The organism is Peteryoungia algae (genome assembly GCF_030369675.1).
Lineage (GTDB): Bacteria > Pseudomonadota > Alphaproteobacteria > Rhizobiales > Rhizobiaceae > Allorhizobium > Allorhizobium algae.
Genome location: NZ_CP128477.1, coordinates 526,595 through 548,436, shown reverse-complemented (window position 1 = coordinate 548,436; position 21,842 = coordinate 526,595). Strand labels below are relative to the sequence as shown.

The 21,842-nt window shown below is 62.2% G+C and carries 25 protein-coding genes; 13 read left to right on the top strand and 12 right to left on the bottom strand.

The features are described from left to right. Positions 1-91: 91 nt before the first annotated feature. The 3 genes from QTL56_RS02800 to gatB form a co-directional block, all read right to left on the bottom strand. The gene (locus tag QTL56_RS02800) at positions 92-559 is read right to left on the bottom strand and encodes a GNAT family N-acetyltransferase (protein WP_245137079.1); all 468 of its coding nucleotides are present in this window, start codon (positions 557-559) and stop codon (positions 92-94) included. A 192-nt stretch (positions 560-751) separates the two neighbouring features. Further along, positions 752-1,249 carry a GNAT family N-acetyltransferase gene (locus QTL56_RS02795; protein WP_245137080.1) on the bottom strand — a complete coding sequence of 166 codons (498 nt, stop codon included), beginning with the start codon at positions 1,247-1,249 and terminating at the stop codon, positions 752-754. A gap of 5 nt (positions 1,250-1,254) precedes the next feature. Then, positions 1,255-2,760, bottom strand: coding sequence for an Asp-tRNA(Asn)/Glu-tRNA(Gln) amidotransferase subunit GatB (gene gatB, locus QTL56_RS02790; protein ID WP_245137081.1), 1,506 nt, complete (start codon positions 2,758-2,760; stop codon positions 1,255-1,257). A 137-nt stretch (positions 2,761-2,897) separates the two neighbouring features. Between gatB and QTL56_RS02785 the strand changes: the two genes are divergently transcribed. Further along, positions 2,898-3,230, top strand: coding sequence for a DUF1294 domain-containing protein (locus QTL56_RS02785; RefSeq protein ID WP_245137082.1), 333 nt, complete (start codon positions 2,898-2,900; stop codon positions 3,228-3,230). On the opposite strand, the gene QTL56_RS02780 is transcribed toward QTL56_RS02785, so the two are convergent. Continuing rightward, positions 3,227-3,736: a GNAT family N-acetyltransferase gene (locus QTL56_RS02780; RefSeq protein ID WP_229575992.1), complete on the bottom strand. Its 510-nt coding sequence runs from the start codon at positions 3,734-3,736 to the stop codon at positions 3,227-3,229. The genes QTL56_RS02785 and QTL56_RS02780 overlap by 4 nt on opposite strands. A 271-nt stretch (positions 3,737-4,007) precedes the next feature. Here QTL56_RS02780 and QTL56_RS02775 point away from each other — a divergent pair, with 271 nt between their 5' ends. From QTL56_RS02775 to QTL56_RS02765, 3 genes are all read left to right on the top strand, one after another. Continuing rightward, the gene (locus tag QTL56_RS02775; RefSeq protein WP_245137083.1) at positions 4,008-4,265 is read left to right on the top strand and encodes a YjhX family toxin; all 258 of its coding nucleotides are present in this window, start codon (positions 4,008-4,010) and stop codon (positions 4,263-4,265) included. A gap of 124 nt (positions 4,266-4,389) precedes the next feature. Then, on the top strand, positions 4,390-4,599 hold the full coding sequence (locus QTL56_RS02770; RefSeq protein WP_245137084.1) for a BrnT family toxin: 210 nt from the start codon (positions 4,390-4,392) through the stop codon (positions 4,597-4,599). Continuing rightward, positions 4,574-4,831: a BrnA antitoxin family protein gene (locus QTL56_RS02765; protein ID WP_245137085.1), complete on the top strand. Its 258-nt coding sequence runs from the start codon at positions 4,574-4,576 to the stop codon at positions 4,829-4,831. The genes QTL56_RS02770 and QTL56_RS02765 overlap by 26 nt, the downstream gene beginning before the upstream one ends. Here QTL56_RS02765 and QTL56_RS02760 read toward each other — a convergent pair. From QTL56_RS02760 to QTL56_RS02745, 4 genes are all read right to left on the bottom strand, one after another. Further along, positions 4,828-5,310 carry a GNAT family N-acetyltransferase gene (locus QTL56_RS02760; protein WP_229575988.1) on the bottom strand — a complete coding sequence of 161 codons (483 nt, stop codon included), beginning with the start codon at positions 5,308-5,310 and terminating at the stop codon, positions 4,828-4,830. The two genes, QTL56_RS02765 and QTL56_RS02760, sit on opposite strands and share 4 nt — an antisense overlap. Continuing rightward, positions 5,304-6,785 (bottom strand): Asp-tRNA(Asn)/Glu-tRNA(Gln) amidotransferase subunit GatA, encoded by a 1,482-nt coding sequence (gene gatA, locus QTL56_RS02755; protein ID WP_245137086.1) that lies wholly within the window; start codon positions 6,783-6,785, stop codon positions 5,304-5,306. Before gatA ends, QTL56_RS02760 begins: the two co-directional genes overlap by 7 nt. Positions 6,786-6,863: 78 nt before the next feature. Continuing rightward, on the bottom strand, positions 6,864-7,151 hold the full coding sequence (gene gatC / locus QTL56_RS02750; RefSeq protein ID WP_229575986.1) for an Asp-tRNA(Asn)/Glu-tRNA(Gln) amidotransferase subunit GatC: 288 nt from the start codon (positions 7,149-7,151) through the stop codon (positions 6,864-6,866). Between the two features lie 66 nt (positions 7,152-7,217). After that, positions 7,218-7,922: a metal-dependent hydrolase gene (locus QTL56_RS02745; RefSeq protein ID WP_245137087.1), complete on the bottom strand. Its 705-nt coding sequence runs from the start codon at positions 7,920-7,922 to the stop codon at positions 7,218-7,220. A 145-nt stretch (positions 7,923-8,067) separates the two neighbouring features. On the opposite strand from QTL56_RS02745, the gene QTL56_RS02740 reads away from it, so the two are divergent. Further along, positions 8,068-8,364 (top strand): alkylphosphonate utilization protein, encoded by a 297-nt coding sequence (locus QTL56_RS02740; RefSeq protein WP_229575984.1) that lies wholly within the window; start codon positions 8,068-8,070, stop codon positions 8,362-8,364. Positions 8,365-8,383: 19 nt separating this feature from the next. Next, positions 8,384-8,881 (top strand): Holliday junction resolvase RuvX, encoded by a 498-nt coding sequence (ruvX, locus tag QTL56_RS02735; protein WP_229575983.1) that lies wholly within the window; start codon positions 8,384-8,386, stop codon positions 8,879-8,881. Here the strand turns inward: ruvX and QTL56_RS02730 are convergent. After that, positions 8,815-9,150, bottom strand: a complete 336-nt coding sequence (locus tag QTL56_RS02730) for a DUF6105 family protein (RefSeq protein WP_229575982.1) — start codon at positions 9,148-9,150, stop codon at positions 8,815-8,817. The genes ruvX and QTL56_RS02730 overlap by 67 nt on opposite strands. Continuing rightward, positions 9,147-9,332 carry a hypothetical protein gene (locus QTL56_RS02725; protein WP_229575981.1) on the bottom strand — a complete coding sequence of 62 codons (186 nt, stop codon included), beginning with the start codon at positions 9,330-9,332 and terminating at the stop codon, positions 9,147-9,149. Before QTL56_RS02725 ends, QTL56_RS02730 begins: the two co-directional genes overlap by 4 nt. Positions 9,333-9,534: 202 nt before the next feature. Here QTL56_RS02725 and QTL56_RS02720 point away from each other — a divergent pair, with 202 nt between their 5' ends. Continuing rightward, positions 9,535-10,470: an AEC family transporter gene (locus QTL56_RS02720; RefSeq protein WP_245137088.1), complete on the top strand. Its 936-nt coding sequence runs from the start codon at positions 9,535-9,537 to the stop codon at positions 10,468-10,470. Here the strand turns inward: QTL56_RS02720 and QTL56_RS02715 are convergent. Continuing rightward, positions 10,452-12,095 carry an acyl-CoA dehydrogenase family protein gene (locus QTL56_RS02715; protein ID WP_229575979.1) on the bottom strand — a complete coding sequence of 548 codons (1,644 nt, stop codon included), beginning with the start codon at positions 12,093-12,095 and terminating at the stop codon, positions 10,452-10,454. The two genes, QTL56_RS02720 and QTL56_RS02715, sit on opposite strands and share 19 nt — an antisense overlap. A gap of 221 nt (positions 12,096-12,316) precedes the next feature. Here QTL56_RS02715 and QTL56_RS02710 point away from each other — a divergent pair, with 221 nt between their 5' ends. Genes QTL56_RS02710 through dprA form a run of 4 tightly spaced genes read left to right on the top strand, consistent with a single transcriptional unit; the run spans position 12,317 to position 16,363 of the window. Further along, positions 12,317-13,273: an aspartate carbamoyltransferase catalytic subunit gene (locus QTL56_RS02710; protein ID WP_229575978.1), complete on the top strand. Its 957-nt coding sequence runs from the start codon at positions 12,317-12,319 to the stop codon at positions 13,271-13,273. Then, positions 13,270-14,562 (top strand): dihydroorotase, encoded by a 1,293-nt coding sequence (locus QTL56_RS02705; protein ID WP_245137089.1) that lies wholly within the window; start codon positions 13,270-13,272, stop codon positions 14,560-14,562. Before QTL56_RS02710 ends, QTL56_RS02705 begins: the two co-directional genes overlap by 4 nt. A 16-nt stretch (positions 14,563-14,578) precedes the next feature. Further along, a complete protein-coding gene (gene plsY, locus QTL56_RS02700) occupies positions 14,579-15,196 on the top strand; it encodes a glycerol-3-phosphate 1-O-acyltransferase PlsY (protein ID WP_245137090.1) in 618 nt (205 codons plus the stop codon). Between the two features lie 9 nt (positions 15,197-15,205). Further along, positions 15,206-16,363 carry a DNA-processing protein DprA gene (dprA, locus tag QTL56_RS02695; protein WP_245137091.1) on the top strand — a complete coding sequence of 386 codons (1,158 nt, stop codon included), beginning with the start codon at positions 15,206-15,208 and terminating at the stop codon, positions 16,361-16,363. On the opposite strand, the gene QTL56_RS02690 is transcribed toward dprA, so the two are convergent. Then, positions 16,316-16,549 carry a hypothetical protein gene (locus QTL56_RS02690; RefSeq protein WP_229575974.1) on the bottom strand — a complete coding sequence of 78 codons (234 nt, stop codon included), beginning with the start codon at positions 16,547-16,549 and terminating at the stop codon, positions 16,316-16,318. The two genes, dprA and QTL56_RS02690, sit on opposite strands and share 48 nt — an antisense overlap. Positions 16,550-16,793: 244 nt before the next feature. Here QTL56_RS02690 and topA point away from each other — a divergent pair, with 244 nt between their 5' ends. Next, positions 16,794-19,469, top strand: coding sequence for a type I DNA topoisomerase (topA, locus tag QTL56_RS02685; protein ID WP_245137092.1), 2,676 nt, complete (start codon positions 16,794-16,796; stop codon positions 19,467-19,469). Positions 19,470-19,474: 5 nt separating this feature from the next. Then, complete coding sequence (gene rnr, locus QTL56_RS02680; RefSeq protein WP_370660340.1) at positions 19,475-21,826, top strand: ribonuclease R; 2,352 nt, start codon at positions 19,475-19,477, stop codon at positions 21,824-21,826. Positions 21,827-21,842 lie beyond the last annotated feature (16 nt).

Here is a 21,842-nt window from a genome sequence, read left to right as displayed (position 1 = left end):
CTAGCCGCAGGCCGTGGGACGGCCTTGTCGATCCCGTTCGCTTATGCCGCCTCGCCTTCGGCTTGTCCAGTGATTCCCCGTCGCACCCTCGTCATTTCAGCTTCATCTTGAAGCCGATATGGGAGGGAATGAAGCCAAGCCGCTCGTAAAAGCGGTGGGCATCCTTGCGCACGGCGTTTGAGGTGAGCTGGACGAGGCGCATGCCGTCGCGGCGGGCCTTGTCGATGGCAAAGCCGATCATTGCAGCGCCAATGCCCCTGCCCCGCATGTCGGCCCGTGTCTGCACCGCCTCGATGATCATCGAGGAGGAACCCCGCGCCGTGAGCGTCCTCGTCACCATGGTCTGGAAAGTGCCGACGACTTCACCGTCCAGTTCCGCGAGATAGAGGGTCTCGTTCAGCGAGGCAGCGATCTTGTGGAAAGCGGCGCGGTAGTCGGGCAGCGCCTGGGGATCGCTCGTGTCGCCATGGCCGCCCAGCGGGTCATCGGCGAAGAGGGCGATGATCGCCTCCAGATCATTCTCGTTGGCTTCCCGGATGGTCACTGTTTGGCCTTGCATGTCTACCCCGCCCTTGCGTCAGTCCGGCCTTCCATAACGATCCCGGGGCACTTGCTGATGACAGGCATGCGACGGCTGGTGACAATTCTGTGCGTAAACCGCCCGCCCCTGCGCCGCACGTGTCCGTCCAATATGGCAAGGGTCACGCAGCCGCCTTCGACTGAGGCAGGAGGCCGAGAACGAAAAAGCCACTCAGCGGAGCGGCTTTTCCAGAATCAGCGCTTCGATGCCGCTATCGGGACCACCGCAATTCGTCGTGCGGTCGACCTCGGCAAAGCCATGCGCCTCGTAGAAGGCGATGGCACCGGCATTCTGTGGCTCGACTTCCAGCCGCAGGATTTCGGCATCCGGAAAACAGGTCTCGATTTCGGCGAAGAGATCGCGGCCGACGCCCTGACGCTGGTGATCCGGGTGGACATAGAGCTGGTGCAGGATCGCGGTCTTGGCGAGCTTTTCCGACATGGCCGCAAAGGCCATGCCGCCGATCCGCTTGCCGTCGTCGGCGACGAGATATTCGCCGCCCTTCACCTGGATGCGCCGCTTGATCTCGGCTGAACTGTGCCAGGCGGCGACCAGCTCGGCCACCTTGGCCGGCCCGTAGAACCGGTCATAGGTCGCGTGGAAACTCTGCGTCAGCAGGCTGCGCAGAGGTTCGACATCGCGATCAGTGGCGGTGCGGACGAAGAACAAGGGGCTTACTCCTCGACGATTCCAAGCTTGGCCTTGACCAGCGCCTGGACGGCCTGCGGGTTGGCCTTGCCGCCGGTCGCCTTCATCACCTGGCCGACGAACCAGCCGGCGAGTGTCGGCTTGGCCAGCACCTTGGCGACCTGATCCGGGTTGGCAGCGATGATCTCGTCGACCGCCTTTTCGATGGCGCCCGTATCCGTGACCTGCTTCATGCCTCTGATGTCGACGATTTCCGCCGGATCACCGCCTTCGGTGAAGACGATCTCGAACAGGTCCTTGGCGATCTTTCCGGAGATGGTTTCCGACTTGATGAGGTCGATGATGCCGCCAAGCTGGGTAGGCGAAACCGGAGTCTCTTCAATGGTTTTGCCCGACTTGTTCAAGGCGCCCAGCAAGTCGTTGATGACCCAGTTGGCAGCCGTCTTGCCGTCGCGGCCTTCGGCCACGGCCTCGAAATAGTCGGCGATCGCCTTTTCTGAAACGAGCACGGAGGCGTCGTAGACGGAGAGGCCAAGCTCGGCAACGAAACGGGCCTTCTTGTCGTCGGGCAGTTCCGGCAGGTCCTTCTTCATCGCCTCGATGAAGGCATCGTCAAACTCGAGCGGCAGCAGGTCCGGATCGGGGAAGTAGCGATAGTCATGCGCATCTTCCTTGGAGCGCATGGAGCGCGTCTCGCCCTTGCCCGGATCAAAGAGGCGGGTTTCCTGATCGATCGTGCCGCCGTCCTCGATGATCGCGATCTGGCGACGGGCTTCGTATTCGATCGCCTGGCCGATGAAGCGGATCGAGTTGACGTTCTTGATTTCGCAGCGCGTGCCGAATTCGCCGCCGGGCTTGCGCACGGAGACATTCACGTCGGCGCGCATCGAGCCTTCGTCCATGTTACCGTCACAGGTGCCGAGATAACGCACGATCGAGCGCAGCTTCGTCATGTAGGCCTTGGCTTCGTCGGACGAGCGCATGTCGGGCTTCGAGACGATTTCCATGAGCGCAACGCCGGAGCGGTTGAGATCCACATAGGACATGGTCGGGTGCTGGTCATGCATCGACTTGCCGGCATCCTGCTCCAGATGCAGACGCTCGATGCCGATCTCGATGTCCTCGAAATTGCCCTGACGGTCCGGGCCGAGCGAAATCACGATCTTGCCCTCGCCGACGATCGGGTCCTTGAACTGTGAGATCTGGTAGCCCTGCGGCAGGTCCGGATAGAAGTAGTTCTTGCGGTCGAAGATCGAGCGCTTGTTGATCTGCGCCTTCAGACCGAGCCCCGTGCGCACGGCCTGGGCCACGCATTCCTCGTTGATGACGGGCAGCATGCCGGGCATGGCGGCATCGACAAGCGAGACGTTGGAATTCGGCGCATTGCCAAAGATGGTGGACGCGCCCGAGAACAGCTTGGAATTGGACAGGACCTGGGCATGGACTTCCATGCCGATAATGACTTCCCAGTCACCGGTGGCACCGGGAATGAAGCGTTTCGGATCAGGCGTGCGGGTGTCTACCAGGGTCATCGGATGCTCGTGTCATGCGTGGACGTGTTGTCTCGTGAGGTAGAGCAATTGGCCCGAAGGTGCAAGGCTCCAGGGCGCGCACCGGCCGACGCTTCCCAAAGGGAAAAGCTTAAGCAATACCGGCTACCTTGCCTGCCATGACCCTCGAGACACGTCTCACCTTCGTTGCGATCTATGCTCTGTGGAACGTCGTCGTGTTCTGCGTCTACGCCTATGACAAGCAGGCGGCACGCGAGGGTGCGTGGCGCGTGCGAGAGGATACGCTGATCCTGCTGGCCATCGCTTTCGGCGGTATCGGCGCCTTTGCCTGCCAGAAATGGCTGCGGCACAAGACGAAAAAGGGTGTCTTCCCCGTCCTGCTCTCGGTCATGGCAATGCTGCAAGGGCTGCTGGCTCTGTTCACGGCCCTGTTCCCCAGCACAGTCCTGGACGCGTTGGGCCACGTGCTGAGAGTTGTCGGCATCGCCTAGAATTCCTGCCCGTAGCCGGTGGCAGGTTCTTCCGACAGCATTTTCGACAGACCGACGGATTGCACGTCGCGGTCAAGTTTCGGATTGTAGCTGACGGTCAGCCAGTTCACGGCATAGCCCCTCTTCTCGAAGAAGTTCAGCGCATCGCCGTTCATCGCATGCGTCTGCAGGCGGGCGAGCGAGAAACCCTGCGCCCGCATCTCGTCTTCCAAGGCGGCCAGAAGCGCGGTACCGAGACCCTGGCCTTCGTGATCCGGATCGATCCAGAAATCGGAGATAACTTCGTCCATGTCCTCGCGGGCCGCCCAGCCGGCGATCATCCCCGATTTCTCGACGATCGTAATCGTGATCCAGCCATCCTGCGTGAAGCGGGCAAAGGCGTCGCGGGCATTGGCAGCCATTTCCGCCGCCTCCCCCACCGACGACATTGCCTTGCGCCAGGCACGCAAGCCGATCGCCGTCAGGTATTGCGCGTCGTCCTGTCGAGCCTTGCGGATCGTGGCCATCATCACCTCATTGTTGCCGGCAGTAAATCATCGACTGCGATTCTTGGCCAGACACCCGTTCGGCCGGAATGGACGGCTCGGAAACGTCATGCTAAGGGGGCAAGTCGATAGGAGTTTTGATGTTCGGTTCGTCCGAGACCCGGTAAAGGCCCTGCCCGCGATCCCCTCTTTGGGATCCATCGGCCAGGGCCAGAAAACGAAGCCCCGACGCCTTGTGGCGCCGGACCCGTTTTCATGCGCGCTTTTCAAAGCGCTTTCCGGACATCATTCCATGGACATTTCACGCATCGACCAGCGTATCCTTCATCTCATGGCACAGGGCGGCTGGATCGAACTCCACCGCGACGACCGACGCAAGATCGAGAAGGTCTTGTGCTTCTCCCGCGACGGCTGGCTCTATCCCGGCTTCGATATCGAGCTTTTTCGAAGGCTGAAACGCCTGAAGGCGATCAGTTCGAAACAGGGCAAACCGTATCGCATTACCGAACGGGGCCTGCGGCTGGTGAGGTCGGAACTGGACAACCGGTGACGCCGAAGGCTGGCGCTTGAACGACACTACAAGTGTAGTTACAATGCGTCATGGGCTATGAGTGGGACGCCGCGAAGAATATCGCTAACCAGATCAAGTACGGGATCTCGTTCGAGAAGCCCGTTTGATCTTCGAAGGCGACGTTCTGACCGGCGTCGACAACCGTCGTGATTATGGCGAGACCCGCTATACCAGCATCGGCACCATCGAGAAATTGATCGTCGTTGTCGTCGTCCATACACTCCGAGGCGACGTGACCCGGATCATCTCAGCTCGTCTCGCGAACCGCAAAGAAAGGCAGAAGTATCATGACCATCTCCGCCGCTCGCCTTAAGGAGCTTCAGTCGCGGTCGGACGCGGACATTGATTATAGCGATATCCCGGAGCTCGATGACACGTTCTTCGAAACCGCGGCACTCGTTACGCCATCGGCCAAAACGCAAATCACCGTCCGGCTCGACCGGGACGTGCTTGAGTGGTTCCGCGGGCAGGGCAAGGGTTATCAGACACGAATGAACGCCGTCCTAAAGGCTTACATGGAGAGCGAGCGCCGTCGCTCCCGCTAAAACACCTGCTGCATCTTCACCTTCTCGACCATCAGACCCATGGACGGTGAATGCTGCATGCCGCGCCAGACGATGGAGAACCCCAGATCCTGGTAGAGCCGGACGGCGCTTTCATTCGCGGCGTGGGTATCGATCCGTGCCCTCTTCAGGCCCTCCGAGCGCATCTCGCGCAGCGTCGCCGAGACCAGGGCAGAGCCAATACCGAGACCCTGATGGACGGGGCTCACCCAGAGATCGGATATGTAGTCTCGCGCACCTTCGCGAGCGGTCCAACCGGCGATTTCGCCACCGAGTTCACCAATGGTGATCAGGCTGAAATGCTCCTGGGCAAAGCGACGAAAGCTCAGGCGAATGCGGACCATCATATCGACGCCGAAGGCGTTCAGCACCGGATTGGCAGCCCAGGCATCAAAACCGACGCGGCCGACACTATCAGCATCGGCCGCGACCATGTCACGGATGACGAAGTCCTTTACCACCACTTGGCCGGCGTGAACTTGCCGGCAGCCTGTTCGATGACGTGGGCGGTCTTGAAGAGGGTTTCCTCCTCGAAGGGCTTGCCGATGACCTGGAGGCCAAGCGGCAGTCCCTTGCTGTCGAGACCGGCGGGAACAGAGATCCCGGGCAGACCCGCCATGTTCAGCGTGATGGTGAACACGTCCTGCTGGTACATCTTGACCGGGTCAGCCGCCAGTTCCTTGTCGCCGATGGCGAAGGCCGAGGACGGAGTAATGGGCGCGAGGATCGCATCCACGCCGGCTTCGAAGGCAAGCTCGAAGTCGCGCTTGATCAGCGTGCGGACCTTCTGTGCCTTGAGGTAATAGGCGTCGTAGTAGCCGGCCGAGAGCACATAGGTGCCGATCATGATGCGGCGCTGGACTTCCTTGCCGAAACCGGCGGCGCGCGTCTTCTCATACATGTCGGCAATGTCCTTGCCGTCGACACGCAGACCATAGCGGACGCCGTCATAGCGAGCGAGGTTCGACGAGGCTTCGGCGGGTGCCACGATGTAGTAGGCCGGCAGCGCATATTTCGTGTGCGGCAGGGATATGTCGACGATCTCGGCACCGGCCTCCTTGAGCCAGGCGATGCCCTGTTGCCAGAGGGCCTCGATTTCCTCGGACATGCCCTCGATGCGGTATTCCCTGGGAATGCCGATCTTCATGCCCTTTACCGAGCCGCCGATGGCCTTCTCGTAATCTGGCACCGGCAGGTCGACCGAGGTCGTATCCTTCGGATCGATGCTGGCCATGGACTTCAACAGGATGGCAGCATCGCGGACGTCGCGGGCGATCGGGCCTGCCTGATCGAGCGACGAGGCAAACGCGACAATCCCGAAGCGCGAGCACCGGCCATAGGTCGGCTTGATGCCGACGGTGCCGGTGAACGCGGCCGGCTGGCGGATGGAGCCGCCTGTATCGGTTGCCGTCGCGCCGGCGCAGAGCTTGGCCGCCACGGCGACAGCGGAACCACCGGAAGAACCGCCGGGCACGCGCTTCTCGTCCGAGCCTTCAGCCTTCCACGGGTTGACGGCGGGACCGTAATACGAGCTCTCGTTTGACGAGCCCATGGCGAATTCGTCCATGTTGAGCTTGCCGAGCATCACGGCGCCGGCATCCCACAGGTTCTGGGTGACGGTCGATTCATATTTCGGCTTGAAGCCGTCAAGGATGTGGCTGCAGGCCTGGGTGTGGACGTCACGGGTGGCGAAGAGATCCTTGACGCCAAGCGGAATGCCTTCGAGTACGCCGGCCTTGCCCTCGGCAATGCGCGCGTCGGATGTCTTTGCCATGTCGCGGGCGATCTCAGGCGTGACCGCAACATAGGCGTTCAGCGCGCCATTCGCTCCCTCGATCGCGGAGAGATAAGCATCCGTCAGTTCGACGGCCTTGATCTCCTTGGCGGCGAGTTTGTCGCGGGCTTCGGCAATGGTGAGGCTTGTCAGTTCGCTCATGGCAGGTTCACTTCAGACTGTCTTCGCCGATCAGGGCGGGAAATTCGGGAGGCTGGCTCAGGGGGCTGATGCCGGATCTTATTCGACGACCTTCGGCACCTGGAAGAAATTGCGGTCGGTGGCCGGCGCGTTGGCGACGATGGCGTCCGCCTTGTCGCCGTCGGTCACAATGTCGGCGCGCTTCTTCATCGCCATGGGCATGACCGACGTCATCGGCTCCACGCCTGTCACGTCGACCTCGTCGAGCTGCTCGACAAAACCGAGAATGCCGTTCAGCTCCCCGGTCATGCGCGCGGCATCCTCCTCGCTGACAGCGATGCGGGCAAGGCGCGCGACGCGCTTGACGGTGGCGAGGTCAACAGACATGGCATTCTCCGGATAAGCTGTTTTCTTCGCTATAATGGCCGTCAGGCGCCGAAGCAACGGGGATTGTCAGACCTCGATGGCCGAACCGGCCTGCGGGGTGGCTACACGGGTGCGCGTGCCGTCCATGCCGGCGACGAATTTTTCCGGCGTCTGGTCGATGATCGGGAAGGACCCGTAATGGCACGGGATCGCCGTCTTGAAGTCGAAAAACCGCTGGCAGGCCAGTGCCGCGACCGCGCCGCCCATGGTGAAGCGGTCACCGATCGGCACGATGCCGACATCCGGCTGGTGCAATTCGTTGATCAGCTTCATGTCGGAGAAGATGTCGGTGTCTCCCATGTGCAGGACGGAGGCCTCGTCCTCGAAATGCATCATCAGGCCGTTGGCATTGCCAAGCGCGTGGGAGACGCCGTCTTCGGTAATCTGGGCCGAGGAGTGAAGGGCATTGGTGAAGGTGACGCTGAAACCTTCGAAATTTACCGTGCCGCCGGTATTGCCCATTTCAAGCTTGTCGACGCCCTTGGTGCCAAGCCATGCAGCAAGATCGGCATTGGCGAGGACCGTGGCACCGGTCTCCCCGGCGAGCTGAACCGTGTCGCCGACATGATCGCCATGTCCATGGGTCAGGAGGATGTGCGTGACACCCTTGGTCATGTCCTTGAGGTCGAGACCGGCGAAGCCCGGGTTATCGGTCAGAAAGGGATCGATGAGGATCGATGCCTTGGCCGAATCGAGGCGGAAGGCGGCGTGGCCGAGCCAGGTGATTTTCATAGGTGCGTCTCCGGTCTTTGACTGTCGTCTGCAATATATGGCAAGCGGCCCCTTCGGCAACGGGCGGCCGAGTTGCTTCTCTGCCTATGCTGGTCTAAGCGACGAGCATGACAGCCGTAGCGCTCAGCGCAAGGAAGGACCGACCATGGCCGATGACGACTACGTGTATGACGAGGCAACCGGCGAATGGCGTCCGGCGTCCGAAGTTGCCGCGGCGGCCGCGGCCAAACCCGTGGCCCGCGACGCATCCGGAACCGAGCTTGCCGATGGCGATTCGGTGGTCCTGATCAAGGACCTCAAGGTCAAGGGTGCGGGCCAGACGCTGAAGCAGGGCACGGTCATCCGCTCCATCCGCCTCACCGACGATCCGGAGCACATCGATTGCCGGCACGATGCGATCAAGGGCCTCGTGCTTCGCACCGAATTCGTGCGCAAGCGCTGACCACCGGACAGGCGAGATCATGGCGACACTGACGATCGAGGAACTGGCGGAACGGTTGCAACCCGGCGAGGCGATTGCCGGGCTCGACCTCGGCACGAAGACGATCGGGCTATCGGCCTCCGATCTCGGTCGCCGCTTCGCCACCCCTCGCCCTGTTATTAAGCGGGTGAAATTCACTCAGGATGCCGAAGTGCTTCTGGCCTTCGCGGCGAAGGAAAAGATCGTTGCCTTCGTGATCGGCCTGCCGGTCAACATGGACGGCTCGTCGGGGCCGCGCGTGCAGGCAACCCGTGCTTTCGTGCGCTCGATGTCGGAGAAGACCGACATTCCCTTCGTCTACTGGGACGAGCGGCTGTCGACGGTGGCTGCGGAACGGGCGCTGCTCGAGATGGATGTGTCGCGGGCCAAGCGCAGCGAACGGATCGATTCCGCTGCTGCGAGCTTCATTCTTCAGGGTGCGCTGGACAGGCTTTCGGGGCTCGCCCGCATGTCCGACACGTCAGACGATTTTGCCTGACGTGCCAACCACCAGGCCTTGATCTGCCTGCGGCGGCGAAAGCCGATGATCGCGAAGAGAATCAGGCTGTCGACGATGATGGCGCGCGCGACCAGCGGCGGTATCGTTTCGGGCGCAATGCCCAGCACGTTTCCGTAGATCTGGAAGACGAGGTCATGCGCGTCGCGCGTCAGCATGAAGATGCCGAAGCTCATGTTGTAATAGGACAGACCGTACCAGGCGCCGAGGATCGTGATGGGCAATGCCCACAAGAGCAGAAGTGTCTTCATGCCGTTTCCGCCTTTTGATCGAACGGCAAATCATTTGCCGCCGGCCAGTTTTCCACCAGCCATTTCAGTGACGCCATCACGCTGAGCACGGCCGCCGGGACGGCGATGTCGAGCGCCAGCCCCGAGAAAAACACCATCATCATGATGGTCGCCATCGGTCGTGCCAAAAGCGCGTCCGTCACCACTCTACCCTTTAACGTCTGTCCCATGCAAAAGGTGGCCGGTTCGGCGCCAAGGCGCAACGTAAACCCTTTGTTAAGGTTAACGGCGCCTGTGGATGAGCAGTTTCAGTGACTTGGTCAAAAATGTCGCCGAGACACGTTTTTCGATTGTTTGCGCGGATCTCCGGGGCTACGGCTCCCTGCCTGCCATTTTGGACCTGTCATGCTCATCATCTTCGAAAGCATCCTGCCCATCTTCCTGCTTGTGATTCTCGGGGTCGTGCTCAAGCGTACACCCTTGATCAACGCGAGCTTCTGGGGAGGGCTCGAGCAGTTCGGCTATTTCGTGCTTTTCCCTGCCCTGCTCTTCCAGACGCTTTCGACCGCAGATTTCTCCGCGACGGACAGCGGCAGCGTCGGCATCGTCTCCCTGCTTGCCGTCGGCGTGATGACGGGGATCGTACTGGCTTGCTGGCCGCTCCTGAAGAGGAGCGGCATGGGAGGCCCGGCCTATACCTCCGTCTTTCAGACCTCGACGCGCTGGAACGGCTTCATGGCGCTCGCCATTGCGGAGAAACTGACCGGGACCATGGGGCTGACGGTCATCGCGGTCATCATGGCGTCCATTATCGTGCCGCTGAACCTGATCAATGTCGGGATCATGGTGTGGTTCTCAGGGGAAAGCCGCAATTTCAAGACATTCGCCTTCAAGATCATCACCAATCCCATCATCATCGGTGCCGCCGCCGGCGTCGTGGTGAACCTCTCCGGCTGGACGGTCTACGCACCATTCATGACGGCGGTCGATCTCATCGCGAGCGCTTCCCTCGGGCTGGGGCTGGTCACTGTTGGTGCAGGGCTGCGGATCGCGGACGCGCTGAAGCCACAGCCGAGCGTCCTGCTCACGGTCATGCTGAAGCTGATCGTGTTCCCGGTCGTTGCCGTCAGCCTCGCCCTCACCTTCGGTCTTTCCGGTGAAATCGTGGTGATGGTTGCGCTGGGGGCAGCCGTTCCTACGGCGATGAACGGCTATGTGCTGGCCAAGCAGATGGGCGGCGATGCCGACCTCTATGCGGCAGCGGCCACCGTGCAGACAGTCGCGGCTTTCTTCACCATCCCTGTCATGCTCTATCTCGCCGCTCAGGTGGCGGGCGGATAGAGCAGGTCGAGCACATAGCGAGAATCGAAGCGCGCATCGAGCACGCCATAGGTATGGCGCCAGCCGCCGGCGAGGCGTGATTCGAGGAAGGCATCGGCGATCTTGCCGGCGCCCAGTCGGTAAAGCTCGGCGGCACCGGCCGCGAGTGCCAGCTGCTCGATAAGCAGTCGGCCGGCGGCCTCGTCGCGTTCGGCAAGAGCCGTCGCTGCGCGCAGGACTTCGACGGTCTTCTTGCCGGACGGACCGAGATCCCGCTCAAGGCCGGCGAAGAGTGTTTCGAAGAGATCCTTGCCACGGCTCAAGACCCGCAAGACATCCAGCGCCATGACATTGCCGGAGCCTTCCCAGATCGCGTTCACCGGGGCTTCGCGGTAGTGGCGCGCAATCGGCCGCTCCTCGACATAGCCGCTGCCGCCGATGCATTCCATGGCTTCGTAGATCAATCCTGGCGCGATCTTGCAGATCCAGTATTTGGCAACCGGCGTCATGACGCGGGCGTAAGCCGCATCGACCGGGTTTTCCCGCGCCTTGTCGAAGCTGTCGGCGAGACGGAAGGCAAGCGCCGTCGCGGCCGCAACGTCGAGCGCCATGTCGGCCAGAACACGCGTCATCATCGGCTGATCGATCAGCGCCTTGCCAAAAACGACGCGGCCGCGGACGTGGTGAATGGCCTCGGCCATGGAGGCGCGCATCATGCCGGCAGAGGAGAGCGCGCAATCGAGGCGGGTCAGCGTAACCATATCGAGGATGGTGCGCACGCCGTCGCCGGGCGAACCGAGGAGGAAGCCGAAGGTTTCGGCGAATTCGACCTCGGAGGAGGCGTTGGAACGGTTGCCGAGCTTGTCCTTCAGGCGCTGGAATTCGAGCCCGTTGGCCGAGCCATCCTCCAGAAGGCGTGGCACCAGGAAGCAGCCCATGCCGTCCTTGGTCTGCGCGAGCATGACGAAGGCATCGCTCATCGGGGCCGACATGAACCATTTGTGGCCGGAGAGACGGTAGATCCCCTCGCCCACCCGTTCTCCGGTGGTGGTATTGGTGCGCACATCCGTGCCGCCCTGCTTTTCCGTCATTCCCATGCCGATTGTCACGGCAGTCTTCTGCATCGGCGGCTTGTTGCTGCTGTCGTATTTGCGCGACAGGATGCGCGGCGTCCATTCCTTCTGCACGGCCGGGGAGGCAACAAGGGCTGCGACCGAAGCGCTGGTCATGGTCAGCGGGCAGAGATGCCCCGATTCGAGCTGGGCCGTCAGGAAGAAGCGGACGGCGCGGGCCTTGTGTTCGTGGCCGCGGGCTTCCGGCGCATTTTCCCAGACGGAGGAATGCAGGCCTGAGGCCATCGAGCGACGCATGAGGGCATGCCAGGCCGGGTGAAACTCGACAACGTCAAGACGTTCGCCGCGCACGCCGTGGGTTCTGAGCTGAGGCGGGCTGGCATTGGCCATGCGGGCCAGTTCCTGGGCTTCAGGCGAGGTCACATATTTGCCAATGACGTCGTATTCCTCGCGCAGCGGACGCGAGAGAGACGAGGTCAGATCGACGAGCAGCGGATCGGAGCGATAGGCGTTGACGCCGGACCAAGGCTTGGGCTGGTTCAGCGCTGCGAGTTTTTCTTCAGTCCGGTTCATCAATCCTGCCGATCTTGTGAGAAGACGCACGTCGTCCCGCCAACGCCTTGCCTTCATAATTTCCAATGCGGCAGAAGCCTCCAGGGCGCCTGCTGCGCCGGTGTCCCCTACCGTCCCTCCGCTCCTATTACATGGGGACCGCGCGTCAATCCACCTAGCATGTGCTTGCCCGGCCCGATCCCACACTTTATAGACCGCGTGACATCTCAGGAGGACGTCCATTGGTCTTCTTTCCCCATCGCCATCTTATCGGCATCAAAGGCCTTACCGAGCAGGACATAACGTTCCTCCTCGACAAGGCAGACGAAGCCGTCAAAATCAGCCGCCAGCGGGAGAAGAAGACTTCCACGCTGCGTGGCCTCACCCAGATCAACCTGTTCTTCGAAGCCTCGACGCGAACGCAAGCCTCCTTCGAGCTTGCGGGCAAACGCCTTGGCGCCGACGTGATGAACATGTCGGTCGGCAATTCATCCGTCAAAAAGGGCGAAACGCTGATCGACACGGCCATGACGCTGAATGCCATGCGACCGGATGTGCTCGTCGTGCGGCATTCCTCGGCGGGTGCCGCTGCCCTTCTTTCGCAGAAGGTCGCCTGCTCGGTGGTCAATGCCGGTGACGGCCAGCACGAGCATCCGACGCAGGCGCTGCTCGACGCGCTCACCATCCGCCGCGCCAGAGGCAAGCTGTCCCGCATCATCGTCGCGATCTGCGGCGACGTGCTGCATTCGCGCGTCGCGCGCTCCAACATCCTGTTGCTCAATGCCATGGGTGCCCGTGTCCGGGTGGTGGCGCCCGCGACACTGCTGCCGGCCGGGATCGCCGACATGGGCTGCGAGGTCTTCCACGACATGAAGGAAGGTCTCAAGGATGCCGACGTCGTCATGATGCTCCGCCTGCAGCGCGAGCGCATGTCCGGTTCCTTCGTGCCTTCGGTGCGCGAATACTTCCATTTTTATGGCCTGGATGCCGAAAAGCTGAAGGCTGCGAAAGAAGATGCGCTCGTGATGCATCCGGGTCCGATGAACCGCGGCGTCGAGATTGCCTCGGAAGTGGCCGATGGACCGCAGAGCGTGATCGAGAGCCAGGTCGAGATGGGGGTGGCCGTGCGCATGGCCGTCATGGAGACGCTGCTGGTCTCGCAGAACCAGGGTCCGCGTTCGGAGGGAATGGGCGCATGAAAAAGCCGCTTGTCCTCAAGAATGCACGGATCCTCGATCCCTCGCGCGGGCTCGACGAAGTCGGCACCATCATCGTCGGCCATGACGGGCTGATCGTCGCCTCCGGCGCCGATGCGCAGAACCAAGGCGCGCCGGAAGGTGCCGAAATCCGCGATGCCCGGGGCCTGACCGCCATTCCGGGTCTGGTCGATGCGCGCGTCTTCGTCGGGGAACCGGGTGCCGAGCACCGCGAGACGATCGCGTCCGCGAGCCGTGCGGCAGCGGCCGGCGGCATCACCTCCTTCATCATGATGCCGGAAACGGATCCGGTCATCGACGACATCGCGCTCGTCGAATTCGTCAAGAAGACCGCCCGCGACACGGCCGACGTCAACGTCTATCCGGCGGCGGCCCTGACCAAGGGGCTGAAAAGTGCCGAGATGACGGAGATGGGACTGCTGCAGCAAGCCGGAGCTGTCGCCTTCACCAATGGTCGCTACGGGCTCAATGACACGCAGGTCCTGCGGCGGGCCATGACTTACGCCCGCGAATTCGGCGCCGTTATCGCGCTTGAAACCCGCGAGAAGTATCTGGCCGCGAACGGCGTGATGAACGAAGGACTGCTCGCAAGCTGGCTCGGGCTCGGCGGCATCCCGCGCGAAACCGAGATCATTCCGCTGGAACGGGACCTGCGCATCGCAGCCCTGACCCGCGCGAAATACCACGCCTCGCAGATCTCGGTGCCGGAATCGGTCGAGGCGATCGAAGTTGCCCGCAAGCGCGGCGCCAAGGTCACCTGCGGCATCTCGATCAACCATCTGAGCCTCAACGAAAACGACATCGGCGAGTACCGGAGCTTCTTCAAGCTCTATCCGCCGCTGCGCTCGGAAGACGACCGCATGGCCATGGTCGATGCGCTCGCGAAGGGGCAGATCGACATCATCGTGTCCTCGCATGATCCGCAGGATGTCGATACCAAGCGTTTGCCCTTCGGCGAGGCGGCGGACGGTGCGATCGGGCTCGAGACGATGCTGGCGGCCGCGCTTCGCCTGCACCATGCCGGCCAGGTGCCGCTGATGCGGCTGATCGATGCCATGTCGACGCGGCCGGCAGAGATCTTCGGCCTGCCCGGCGGCACGCTGAAACAGGGTGCGCCTGGCGACATCACCCTTGTTGACCTCGATGAGCCGTGGCTCGTGTCGCGCGACAGCCTGCTTGCGCGCTCGAAGAACACGCCATTCGAAGATGCCCGCTTTTCGGGCCGGGCCGTTGCGACCTATGTCGCCGGCCGATGCGTGCACTCGCTTTAAGATAGAGGGGACAGAAATGCCTATCGTCGACTATTCCGCTCTCGGCTTTCCAAACCTCGCCATCGTGCTCGTGCTCGGCTACCTGCTTGGTTCCATCCCCTTCGGTCTGCTGTTGACCAAGATGGCCGGGCTCGGCGACCTGCGGTCGATCGGGTCTGGCAATATCGGCGCGACCAATGTGCTGCGCACCGGCAACAAGAAGCTGGCTGCCGCCACGCTGCTGCTCGATGCACTGAAGGCAACCGCTGCAGCGCTCATTGCCCAGGCGGTCTTCGGCCACAATGCCGGACTGTTCGCCGGCTTTGCCGCGTTCATCGGCCATCTCTTCCCCGTCTGGCTCGGTTTCAAGGGCGGAAAAGGCGTTGCGACCTATATCGGCACGCTGCTCGGTGTTGCCCCGCTGATGGTGCTGGTCTTTGCCGTCGTCTGGCTTTCGGTCGCTTTCCTGACACGCTACTCTTCGTTGTCGGCGCTCGTCGCCACACTTGTCATTCCGGTTGTATTGTGGATACTCGGGGTTGAGGAGACGGCCCTCGTCACCGCGGCCATGACGGCCATCACCTTCTGGCGTCACAAGGCAAATATCCAGCGTCTCGTCGCGGGCACCGAGGGCAAGATCGGTCAAAAAGGCTAGAGGAAGGCCATGGGGTCAGTCGGCGCAGGACGGAAGGGAATTGCGCTGACGGATCGACAAAGGATCGCGTGGTTGCGGCTGATCCGCAGCGACAATGTCGGCCCCTCCACATTCCGCGACCTGATCAATCATTTCGGCTCGGCGGAAGCCGCACTCGACGCGCTTCCCGAACTGTCGCGCCGGGGTGGTTCGACACGCGCCATCCGCATTGCGACGACAGCGGATGCCGAGCGGGAGATCGAAACCGCCCATCGCTTCGGCGCCTGCTTCATCGGCATCGGCGAACCGGACTATCCGCCCGCTCTCAGACAGATAGACGCCGCCCCTCCCCTGATCGCGGCCAAGGGCGACCTCAGCGTCGCCACGCTTCCCACCGTCGGGATTGTCGGCTCGCGCAATGCCTCGATCAGCGGTGCGAAATTCGCAGCGATGGTGGCAAGGGAGATCGGTCTTTCGGGCTACGGCATCGTTTCCGGGCTTGCACGGGGGATCGATGCGGCCGCCCATCGAGCAAGCCTCGAGACGGGAACGATCGCTGCAATGGCCGGCGGGCTGGACCAGCCCTATCCCCCTGAAAACATCGACCTCCTCGCCCAGATTTGCGAAGGCCGGGGGCTTGCCATCTCGGAGATGCCGTTCGGTTGGGAGCCTCGGGCGCGGGACTTTCCGAGGCGCAACCGACTGATCGCCGGCGTGGCTCTCGGCGTCGTGGTGATCGAGGCGGCCGCTCGCTCCGGGTCGCTTATCACGGCGCGACTGGCCGGCGAATTCGGACGGCTGGTCTTTGCCGTTCCTGGATCACCGCTGGATCCGCGCTGCGAGGGGACCAATGGCCTGCTGAAGGATGGCGCGACGGTCACGACGCGTTCGCAGGACGTGCTGCAGGCGCTCGCACCGATATCGGATGTCGATCTCTTCTCGCAGACCGAGGCGGATGAACCCGGCGATGGTGATCCCGGCGAGCGTCCGCTGGCCCCGCCCCCGAACGACGACGAGCGCCTGATCATCATCCAGGCACTTGGGCCGACGCCGGTCGAGATCGATGACATCATCCGTCATACGGGCCTGCCAGCCTCGTCCGTCTACCTGGTTCTGCTGGAACTGGACATTGCCGGGCGCCTAGAGCGGCATGCGGGTGGATTTGTTTCGCTGAGCATGATTGATTGACAGCGAACGGCGGCCGGACTGGACGTCGCCCGCCTCCACATAGGCCATCTCGATCAGATAACACAGCATATCGGCGCCTTCGTTTTCGGCGACCAGCCGCAATTCGGCGAGCATCTGTCTGATGTATGCGATTTTTTCCATCGTGCGGTTACCGCGATCATTCGAATCGACTGTGTCTCGTGTCATCGCTCTCGCCCGTCGTCCCCGGAGGTCGCTGCAACCACGGCCTCGCTGCTCTCCACACCACAATAGAGCATTTATCCTAGATTGCAATCTACCTATGATCCCCCACAGGTTGCATCGGCCGAAAGGCCGGAAAATAAGCCTCGCCTCTTGACCGCAGCCGTTTCGCCCTCCATGTCGGAAAACCGTGTTCCGAAGACTGTGGTGCGGTGCCGCTGATCGGATGCGTTGAAGGTACATCTGTCCAATGAACGTCGTAGTCGTAGAATCCCCGGCCAAGGCCAAGACGATCAACAAGTATCTGGGTCCCGGATACACGGTGCTCGCCTCATTCGGCCATGTGCGCGATCTGCCGGCCAAGGATGGCTCCGTTCTACCGGACCAGGACTTCGAGATGTTCTGGGAGGTCGATACAGCCTCGCAAAAGCGGATGAAGGATATTGCCGATGCGGTGAAATCCTCAGACGGCCTGTTTCTCGCGACCGACCCTGATCGCGAAGGTGAAGCCATTTCCTGGCATGTGCTCGATCTTCTGAAGAAGAAGAAGGTGATTGGCGACAAGCCGGTGAAGCGCGTCGTCTTCAACGCGATCACCAAGAAGGCCGTGCTCGACGCAATGGCCAATCCGCGCGACATCGACACACCGCTCGTCGATGCCTATCTCGCCCGCCGTGCGCTGGACTATCTCGTCGGCTTCAATCTCTCGCCGGTGCTCTGGCGCAAGCTGCCCGGTGCCCGCTCCGCCGGCCGCGTCCAGTCAGTGGCGTTGCGCCTCGTCTGCGATCGCGAAACCGAGATCGAACGCTTCGTCGCCGAGGAATACTGGAATATTTCGGCCCTCCTGAAGACGCCGCGCGGCGAAGAATTCGTGGCGAAGCTCGTTTCGCACCAGGGCAAGCGCATGCAGCGCAACTCGGTGACCAATGGTGACCAGGCAGCGGGCATCCAGGCCTTGCTCGAGGGCGCAGCCTTTGCCGTCGACAGTGTCGAGGCAAAGCCGGTCAAGCGCAATCCGGGCCCGCCTTTCACGACATCGACATTGCAGCAGGCGGCATCGTCGAAGCTCGGCTTCTCGGCCTCGCGCACCATGCAGGTGGCGCAGAAGCTCTATGAAGGCATCGACATCGGCGGCGAAACCGTCGGCCTGATCACCTATATGCGTACCGACGGCGTCCAGATGGCACCCGAGGCGATCGAGGCTGCCCGGTCCGCTGTCGCCGACCAGTTCGGCCCGCGCTACGTGCCGGAAAAGGCGCGCATCTACTCGACCAAGGCGAAGAATGCCCAGGAAGCGCACGAAGCGATCCGCCCGACCGATTTCAATCGCTCGCCGGACAAGGTGCGCCGCTTCCTCGATGCCGACCAGTTGCGTCTCTACGACCTGATCTGGAAGCGCGGCATTGCAAGCCAGATGGCATCTGCCGAAATCGAGCGCACGACGGTCGAGATCCTGGCCGACAACAAGGGTGACAAGGCCGGGCTTCGCGCCGTTGGCTCCGTCATCCGCTTCGACGGCTTCATCGCCGCCTATACCGACCAGCGCGAAGAGGGCGAGCCGGCAGAGGACGGTGACGACGAGGATGGCCGCCTGCCGGAGATCAATGCCCGGGAGGCATTGGCCAAGCAAAAGGTCAATTCGAGCCAGCATTTCACCGAGCCGCCACCGCGCTATTCGGAAGCCTCGTTGATCAAGAAGATGGAAGAGCTCGGCATCGGCCGCCCCTCCACCTATGCTGCGACGCTAAAGACGCTCAGCGATCGCGAATATGTCATCATGGACAAGCGCAAGCTGATCCCGCATTCCAAGGGTCGGCTGGTCACGGCTTTCCTCGAGAACTTCTTCACCAAATACGTCGAATACGACTTCACGGCCGATCTCGAAGAGAAGCTCGACAAGATCTCTGCCGGAGAGTTGAACTGGAAGGATGTGCTGCGCGCCTTCTGGCAGGACTTCTTCGCCCAGATCGAAGACACGAAGGAACTGCGCGTCACCAATGTTCTGGATGCACTGAACGAGGCGCTGGCCCCGCTGGTGTTTCCAAAGCGCGAGGACGGGTCAGATCCGCGCATCTGCCAGGTCTGCGGCACCGGCAATCTGTCGCTGAAGCTCGGCAAGTACGGCGCCTTTGTCGGCTGCTCGAACTATCCGGAATGCAATTTCACCCGACAGCTCAGCTCGGAAGGTGGCGCGGAAGCGGAAGCGAACGGCAACAATGAACCGCGGGCGCTGGGCAAGGATCCGGTGACCGAGGAAGAAATCACGCTGCGCTCCGGCCGTTTCGGGCCTTACGTCCAGCGCGGCGACGGCAAGGAGGCAAAGCGCTCCTCGCTGCCGAAGGGCTGGGCGCCAGCCGATATTGACCTTGAGAAAGCCTTGTCGCTGCTGTCGCTCCCGCGCGACGTCGGGGCACACCCGGAAACCGGCAAGATGATCTCGGCGGGCCTCGGACGCTACGGACCCTTCGTGCTGCATGACGGTACCTATGCCAATCTCGAAGGCATCGAGGACGTTCTGTCGATCGGCCTCAACCGCGCCGTTACCGTGCTTGCCGAAAAGAAGGCCAATCCGGGTGGCCGTGGCCGTACGGCAGCCGTCGCCCTCAAGGAACTCGGAGAGCATCCCGATGGTGGTGCAATGACCGTCCGTGACGGTCGCTTCGGCCCCTATGTCAATTGGGGCAAGGTGAATGCTACCCTGCCGAAGGGCAAGGATCCGCAGGCGGTCACCGTCGAGGAAGCGCTGGTGCTGATCGCCGAACGCGCGGCCAAGGATGGCGGCAAGACGAAGGCGAAGAAGGCTCCGGCCAAGGCAGCCAAGGCAAAGTCGGAAGACGGTGCTGCAGCGAAGCCGAAGAAGGCAGCCGCCAAGCCGAAGGCAAAAGCTACGGCGAAGGCAAAAACAACGAAGAAGAGTGCGACTTGAGCAAAATGACCCGCGACACCTCCCGCTCCCCTGGCTCCGGCAACCGCAAGAGCCGGCGTGCGGAGGGCGCGGCCAAGGCCCGGAGCGAAAACCCCACGGCCTTGATCCACGGGGAGGTTCCGCCGCGCGACGTCCTGATGCAGTTTATTACCGATAATCCCGACCGGGCCTCCAAGCGCGAGATCGCCAAGGCCTTCGGGTTGAAGGGTGAGCAGCGGGTCGAGCTGAAGCAGGCGCTGAAGGATCTGGAAAACGACGGGCTGGTGCAGAAGAGCCGCAAGTCGCTGACGAGGCCGGGCGCCCTGCCGCCGGTCACCGTTCTCGACATCACCACCCGCGACAAGGACGGCGAACTGATCGGGCGCCCGGCGGAATGGCCGGAAGAGGCCGGAGCTGCACCGGCGGTGCTGATCCGCCAGTCGAGTTCCGACCGTTCCAAGGGAAAGGCGCCTGTCGGCGGCCTCGGCGACCGGGTACTCGCCAAGATCTTTGCCAACAAGGACCGCTCGGGTCCGGCCTATACGGCCCGGGTCATCAAGATCCTCGACCGGCATATCGGCGCGGTCATGGGTGTGGTGCGCATGATGCCGGAGGGTGGCGCACGGCTCATGCCAATCGAGCGGCGCGGCGAGGAAATGCAGATCGACGCTACCGATATCAGCGACGCCAAGGATGGCGACCTGGTCGAAGTGGAGGTCGCGCGGGCCTCCCGTTTCGGCCTGACGCGGGCCAAGGTGCTCAGCGTCGTCGGATCGGTCGCCTCGGAAAAGGCGATCTCGATGATCGCGATCCATGCACATGGCATTCCGCACATCTTCCCGCAATCGGTGATTTCAGAGGCCGAAGCAGCCGAGCCTGCCTCGATGTCGCATCGCGAGGACTGGTGCGACCTGCCGCTGATCACCATCGATCCGCATGACGCCAAGGACCATGACGACGCCGTCTATGCCGAGCTCGACCCGTCGCCGGACAATCCTGACGGCGTGATCGTGACGGTCGCGATCGCCGACGTCTCCTACTATATCCGACCGAAATCCGCGCTCGACCGCGAGGCGCTGAAGCGCGGCAACTCCGTCTATTTCCCGGACCGGGTCGTGCCCATGCTGCCAGAGCGGATCTCGAACGATCTCTGCTCGCTGCGCGAAGGCGTCGATCGGCCGGCACTTGCCGTGCGCATGGTCTTTTCGCATGAGGGTCGCAAGGCGAGCCACACTTTCCACCGGATCATGATGAAGAGTGCGGCCAAGCTGTCCTACCAGCAGGCGCAGGCGGCGATCGACGGAAAGCCGGATGAGAAGACCGGCCCGCTGCTGGAGCCTATCCTGAAGCCGCTCTGGCACGCCTATGAGGTGATGAAGCGCGGGCGCGACAGGCGCCAGCCACTTGAACTCGACATGCCCGAACGCAAGATCATTCTCAAGGAAGATGGCACCGTCGATCGCGTGCATGTGCCGGAGAGACTCGATGCGCACAAACTGATCGAGGAAATGATGATCCAGGCGAATGTCTCGGCCGCCGAGACCCTGGAGAAGAAGCGTCAGGCGCTGATCTACCGCATTCATGATGCGCCGACACTTGCCAAGCAGGAAGTGCTGCGCGAATTTCTCGCAACGCTCGGCATGTCCTTGGTCAAGGGCGGCAACATGCGGTCCAATTCCTTCAACGGAATCCTCGCCAAGGCGCAAGACACGCCGCATCAGACCATTGTCAACGAGATGGTGCTGCGAAGCCAGAGCCAGGCCATCTACAGCCCTGACAATATCGGCCATTTCGGCCTCAACCTGATGAAGTATGCCCACTTCACCTCACCGATCCGCCGTTATGCCGACCTTATTGTGCATCGCGCTCTGGTGAGATCTGTCGGCCTTGGCGAAGGCGGGATCACGCCCGAGGAAGAGGCGAGCCTCGAGGATATCGCAGCCGAGATCTCGACCTTCGAGCGCCGCGCGATGGCTGCCGAACGTGACACCGTCAACCGGCTGATCGCGCATCACCTTGCCGGGCGCATCGGCGAGCAATTCGACGGACAGATCAGAGGCGTGACGAAATCCGGCCTGTTCGTCGCCCTGCCGCAATTTGGCGCAGATGGCTTTGTCCCGGTTTCCACACTCGGTCGCGACTACTATATCTACGATGAAGCGCATCAGGCTTTGACGGGTGAAAAATCCGGGCTCGGTTACCAGCTCGGCGATACCGTCGAGGTTCGACTGGCCGAGGCCGTGCCGCTTGCCGGTGCGCTCCGCTTCGAAATGCTGAGTGAGGGACGCAAGATGCCGGCCGGCACGCGCTCCTTCCACAAGGCGGGACGGCGTGGCCAAAAACAACCAGGCACACGTCCGCCGCGCTCGCGACGTTGACACTTTTGCCCCGGAG

What these genes read in the sequence shown, in the direction of transcription:
- QTL56_RS02800 (WP_245137079.1), bottom strand. Translation starts at nt 559, where the DNA reads ATGCAAGGCCAAACAGTGACCATCCGGGAAGCCAACGAGAATGATCTG.
- gatB (WP_245137081.1), bottom strand. Translation starts at nt 2,760, where the DNA reads ATGACCCTGGTAGACACCCGCACGCCTGATCCGAAACGCTTCATTCCC.
- QTL56_RS02785 (WP_245137082.1), top strand. Translation starts at nt 2,898, where the DNA reads ATGACCCTCGAGACACGTCTCACCTTCGTTGCGATCTATGCTCTGTGG.
- QTL56_RS02780 (WP_229575992.1), bottom strand. Translation starts at nt 3,736, where the DNA reads ATGGCCACGATCCGCAAGGCTCGACAGGACGACGCGCAATACCTGACG.
- QTL56_RS02775 (WP_245137083.1), top strand. Translation starts at nt 4,008, where the DNA reads ATGGACATTTCACGCATCGACCAGCGTATCCTTCATCTCATGGCACAG.
- QTL56_RS02765 (WP_245137085.1), top strand. Translation starts at nt 4,574, where the DNA reads ATGACCATCTCCGCCGCTCGCCTTAAGGAGCTTCAGTCGCGGTCGGAC.
- gatA (WP_245137086.1), bottom strand. Translation starts at nt 6,785, where the DNA reads ATGAGCGAACTGACAAGCCTCACCATTGCCGAAGCCCGCGACAAACTC.
- gatC (WP_229575986.1), bottom strand. Translation starts at nt 7,151, where the DNA reads ATGTCTGTTGACCTCGCCACCGTCAAGCGCGTCGCGCGCCTTGCCCGC.
- QTL56_RS02745 (WP_245137087.1), bottom strand. Translation starts at nt 7,922, where the DNA reads ATGAAAATCACCTGGCTCGGCCACGCCGCCTTCCGCCTCGATTCGGCC.
- QTL56_RS02740 (WP_229575984.1), top strand. Translation starts at nt 8,068, where the DNA reads ATGGCCGATGACGACTACGTGTATGACGAGGCAACCGGCGAATGGCGT.
- ruvX (WP_229575983.1), top strand. Translation starts at nt 8,384, where the DNA reads ATGGCGACACTGACGATCGAGGAACTGGCGGAACGGTTGCAACCCGGC.
- QTL56_RS02730 (WP_229575982.1), bottom strand. Translation starts at nt 9,150, where the DNA reads ATGAAGACACTTCTGCTCTTGTGGGCATTGCCCATCACGATCCTCGGC.
- QTL56_RS02720 (WP_245137088.1), top strand. Translation starts at nt 9,535, where the DNA reads ATGCTCATCATCTTCGAAAGCATCCTGCCCATCTTCCTGCTTGTGATT.
- QTL56_RS02715 (WP_229575979.1), bottom strand. Translation starts at nt 12,095, where the DNA reads ATGAACCGGACTGAAGAAAAACTCGCAGCGCTGAACCAGCCCAAGCCT.
- QTL56_RS02705 (WP_245137089.1), top strand. Translation starts at nt 13,270, where the DNA reads ATGAAAAAGCCGCTTGTCCTCAAGAATGCACGGATCCTCGATCCCTCG.
- plsY (WP_245137090.1), top strand. Translation starts at nt 14,579, where the DNA reads ATGCCTATCGTCGACTATTCCGCTCTCGGCTTTCCAAACCTCGCCATC.
- dprA (WP_245137091.1), top strand. Translation starts at nt 15,206, where the DNA reads ATGGGGTCAGTCGGCGCAGGACGGAAGGGAATTGCGCTGACGGATCGA.
- QTL56_RS02690 (WP_229575974.1), bottom strand. Translation starts at nt 16,549, where the DNA reads ATGACACGAGACACAGTCGATTCGAATGATCGCGGTAACCGCACGATG.
- topA (WP_245137092.1), top strand. Translation starts at nt 16,794, where the DNA reads ATGAACGTCGTAGTCGTAGAATCCCCGGCCAAGGCCAAGACGATCAAC.
- rnr (WP_370660340.1), top strand. Translation starts at nt 19,475, where the DNA reads ATGACCCGCGACACCTCCCGCTCCCCTGGCTCCGGCAACCGCAAGAGC.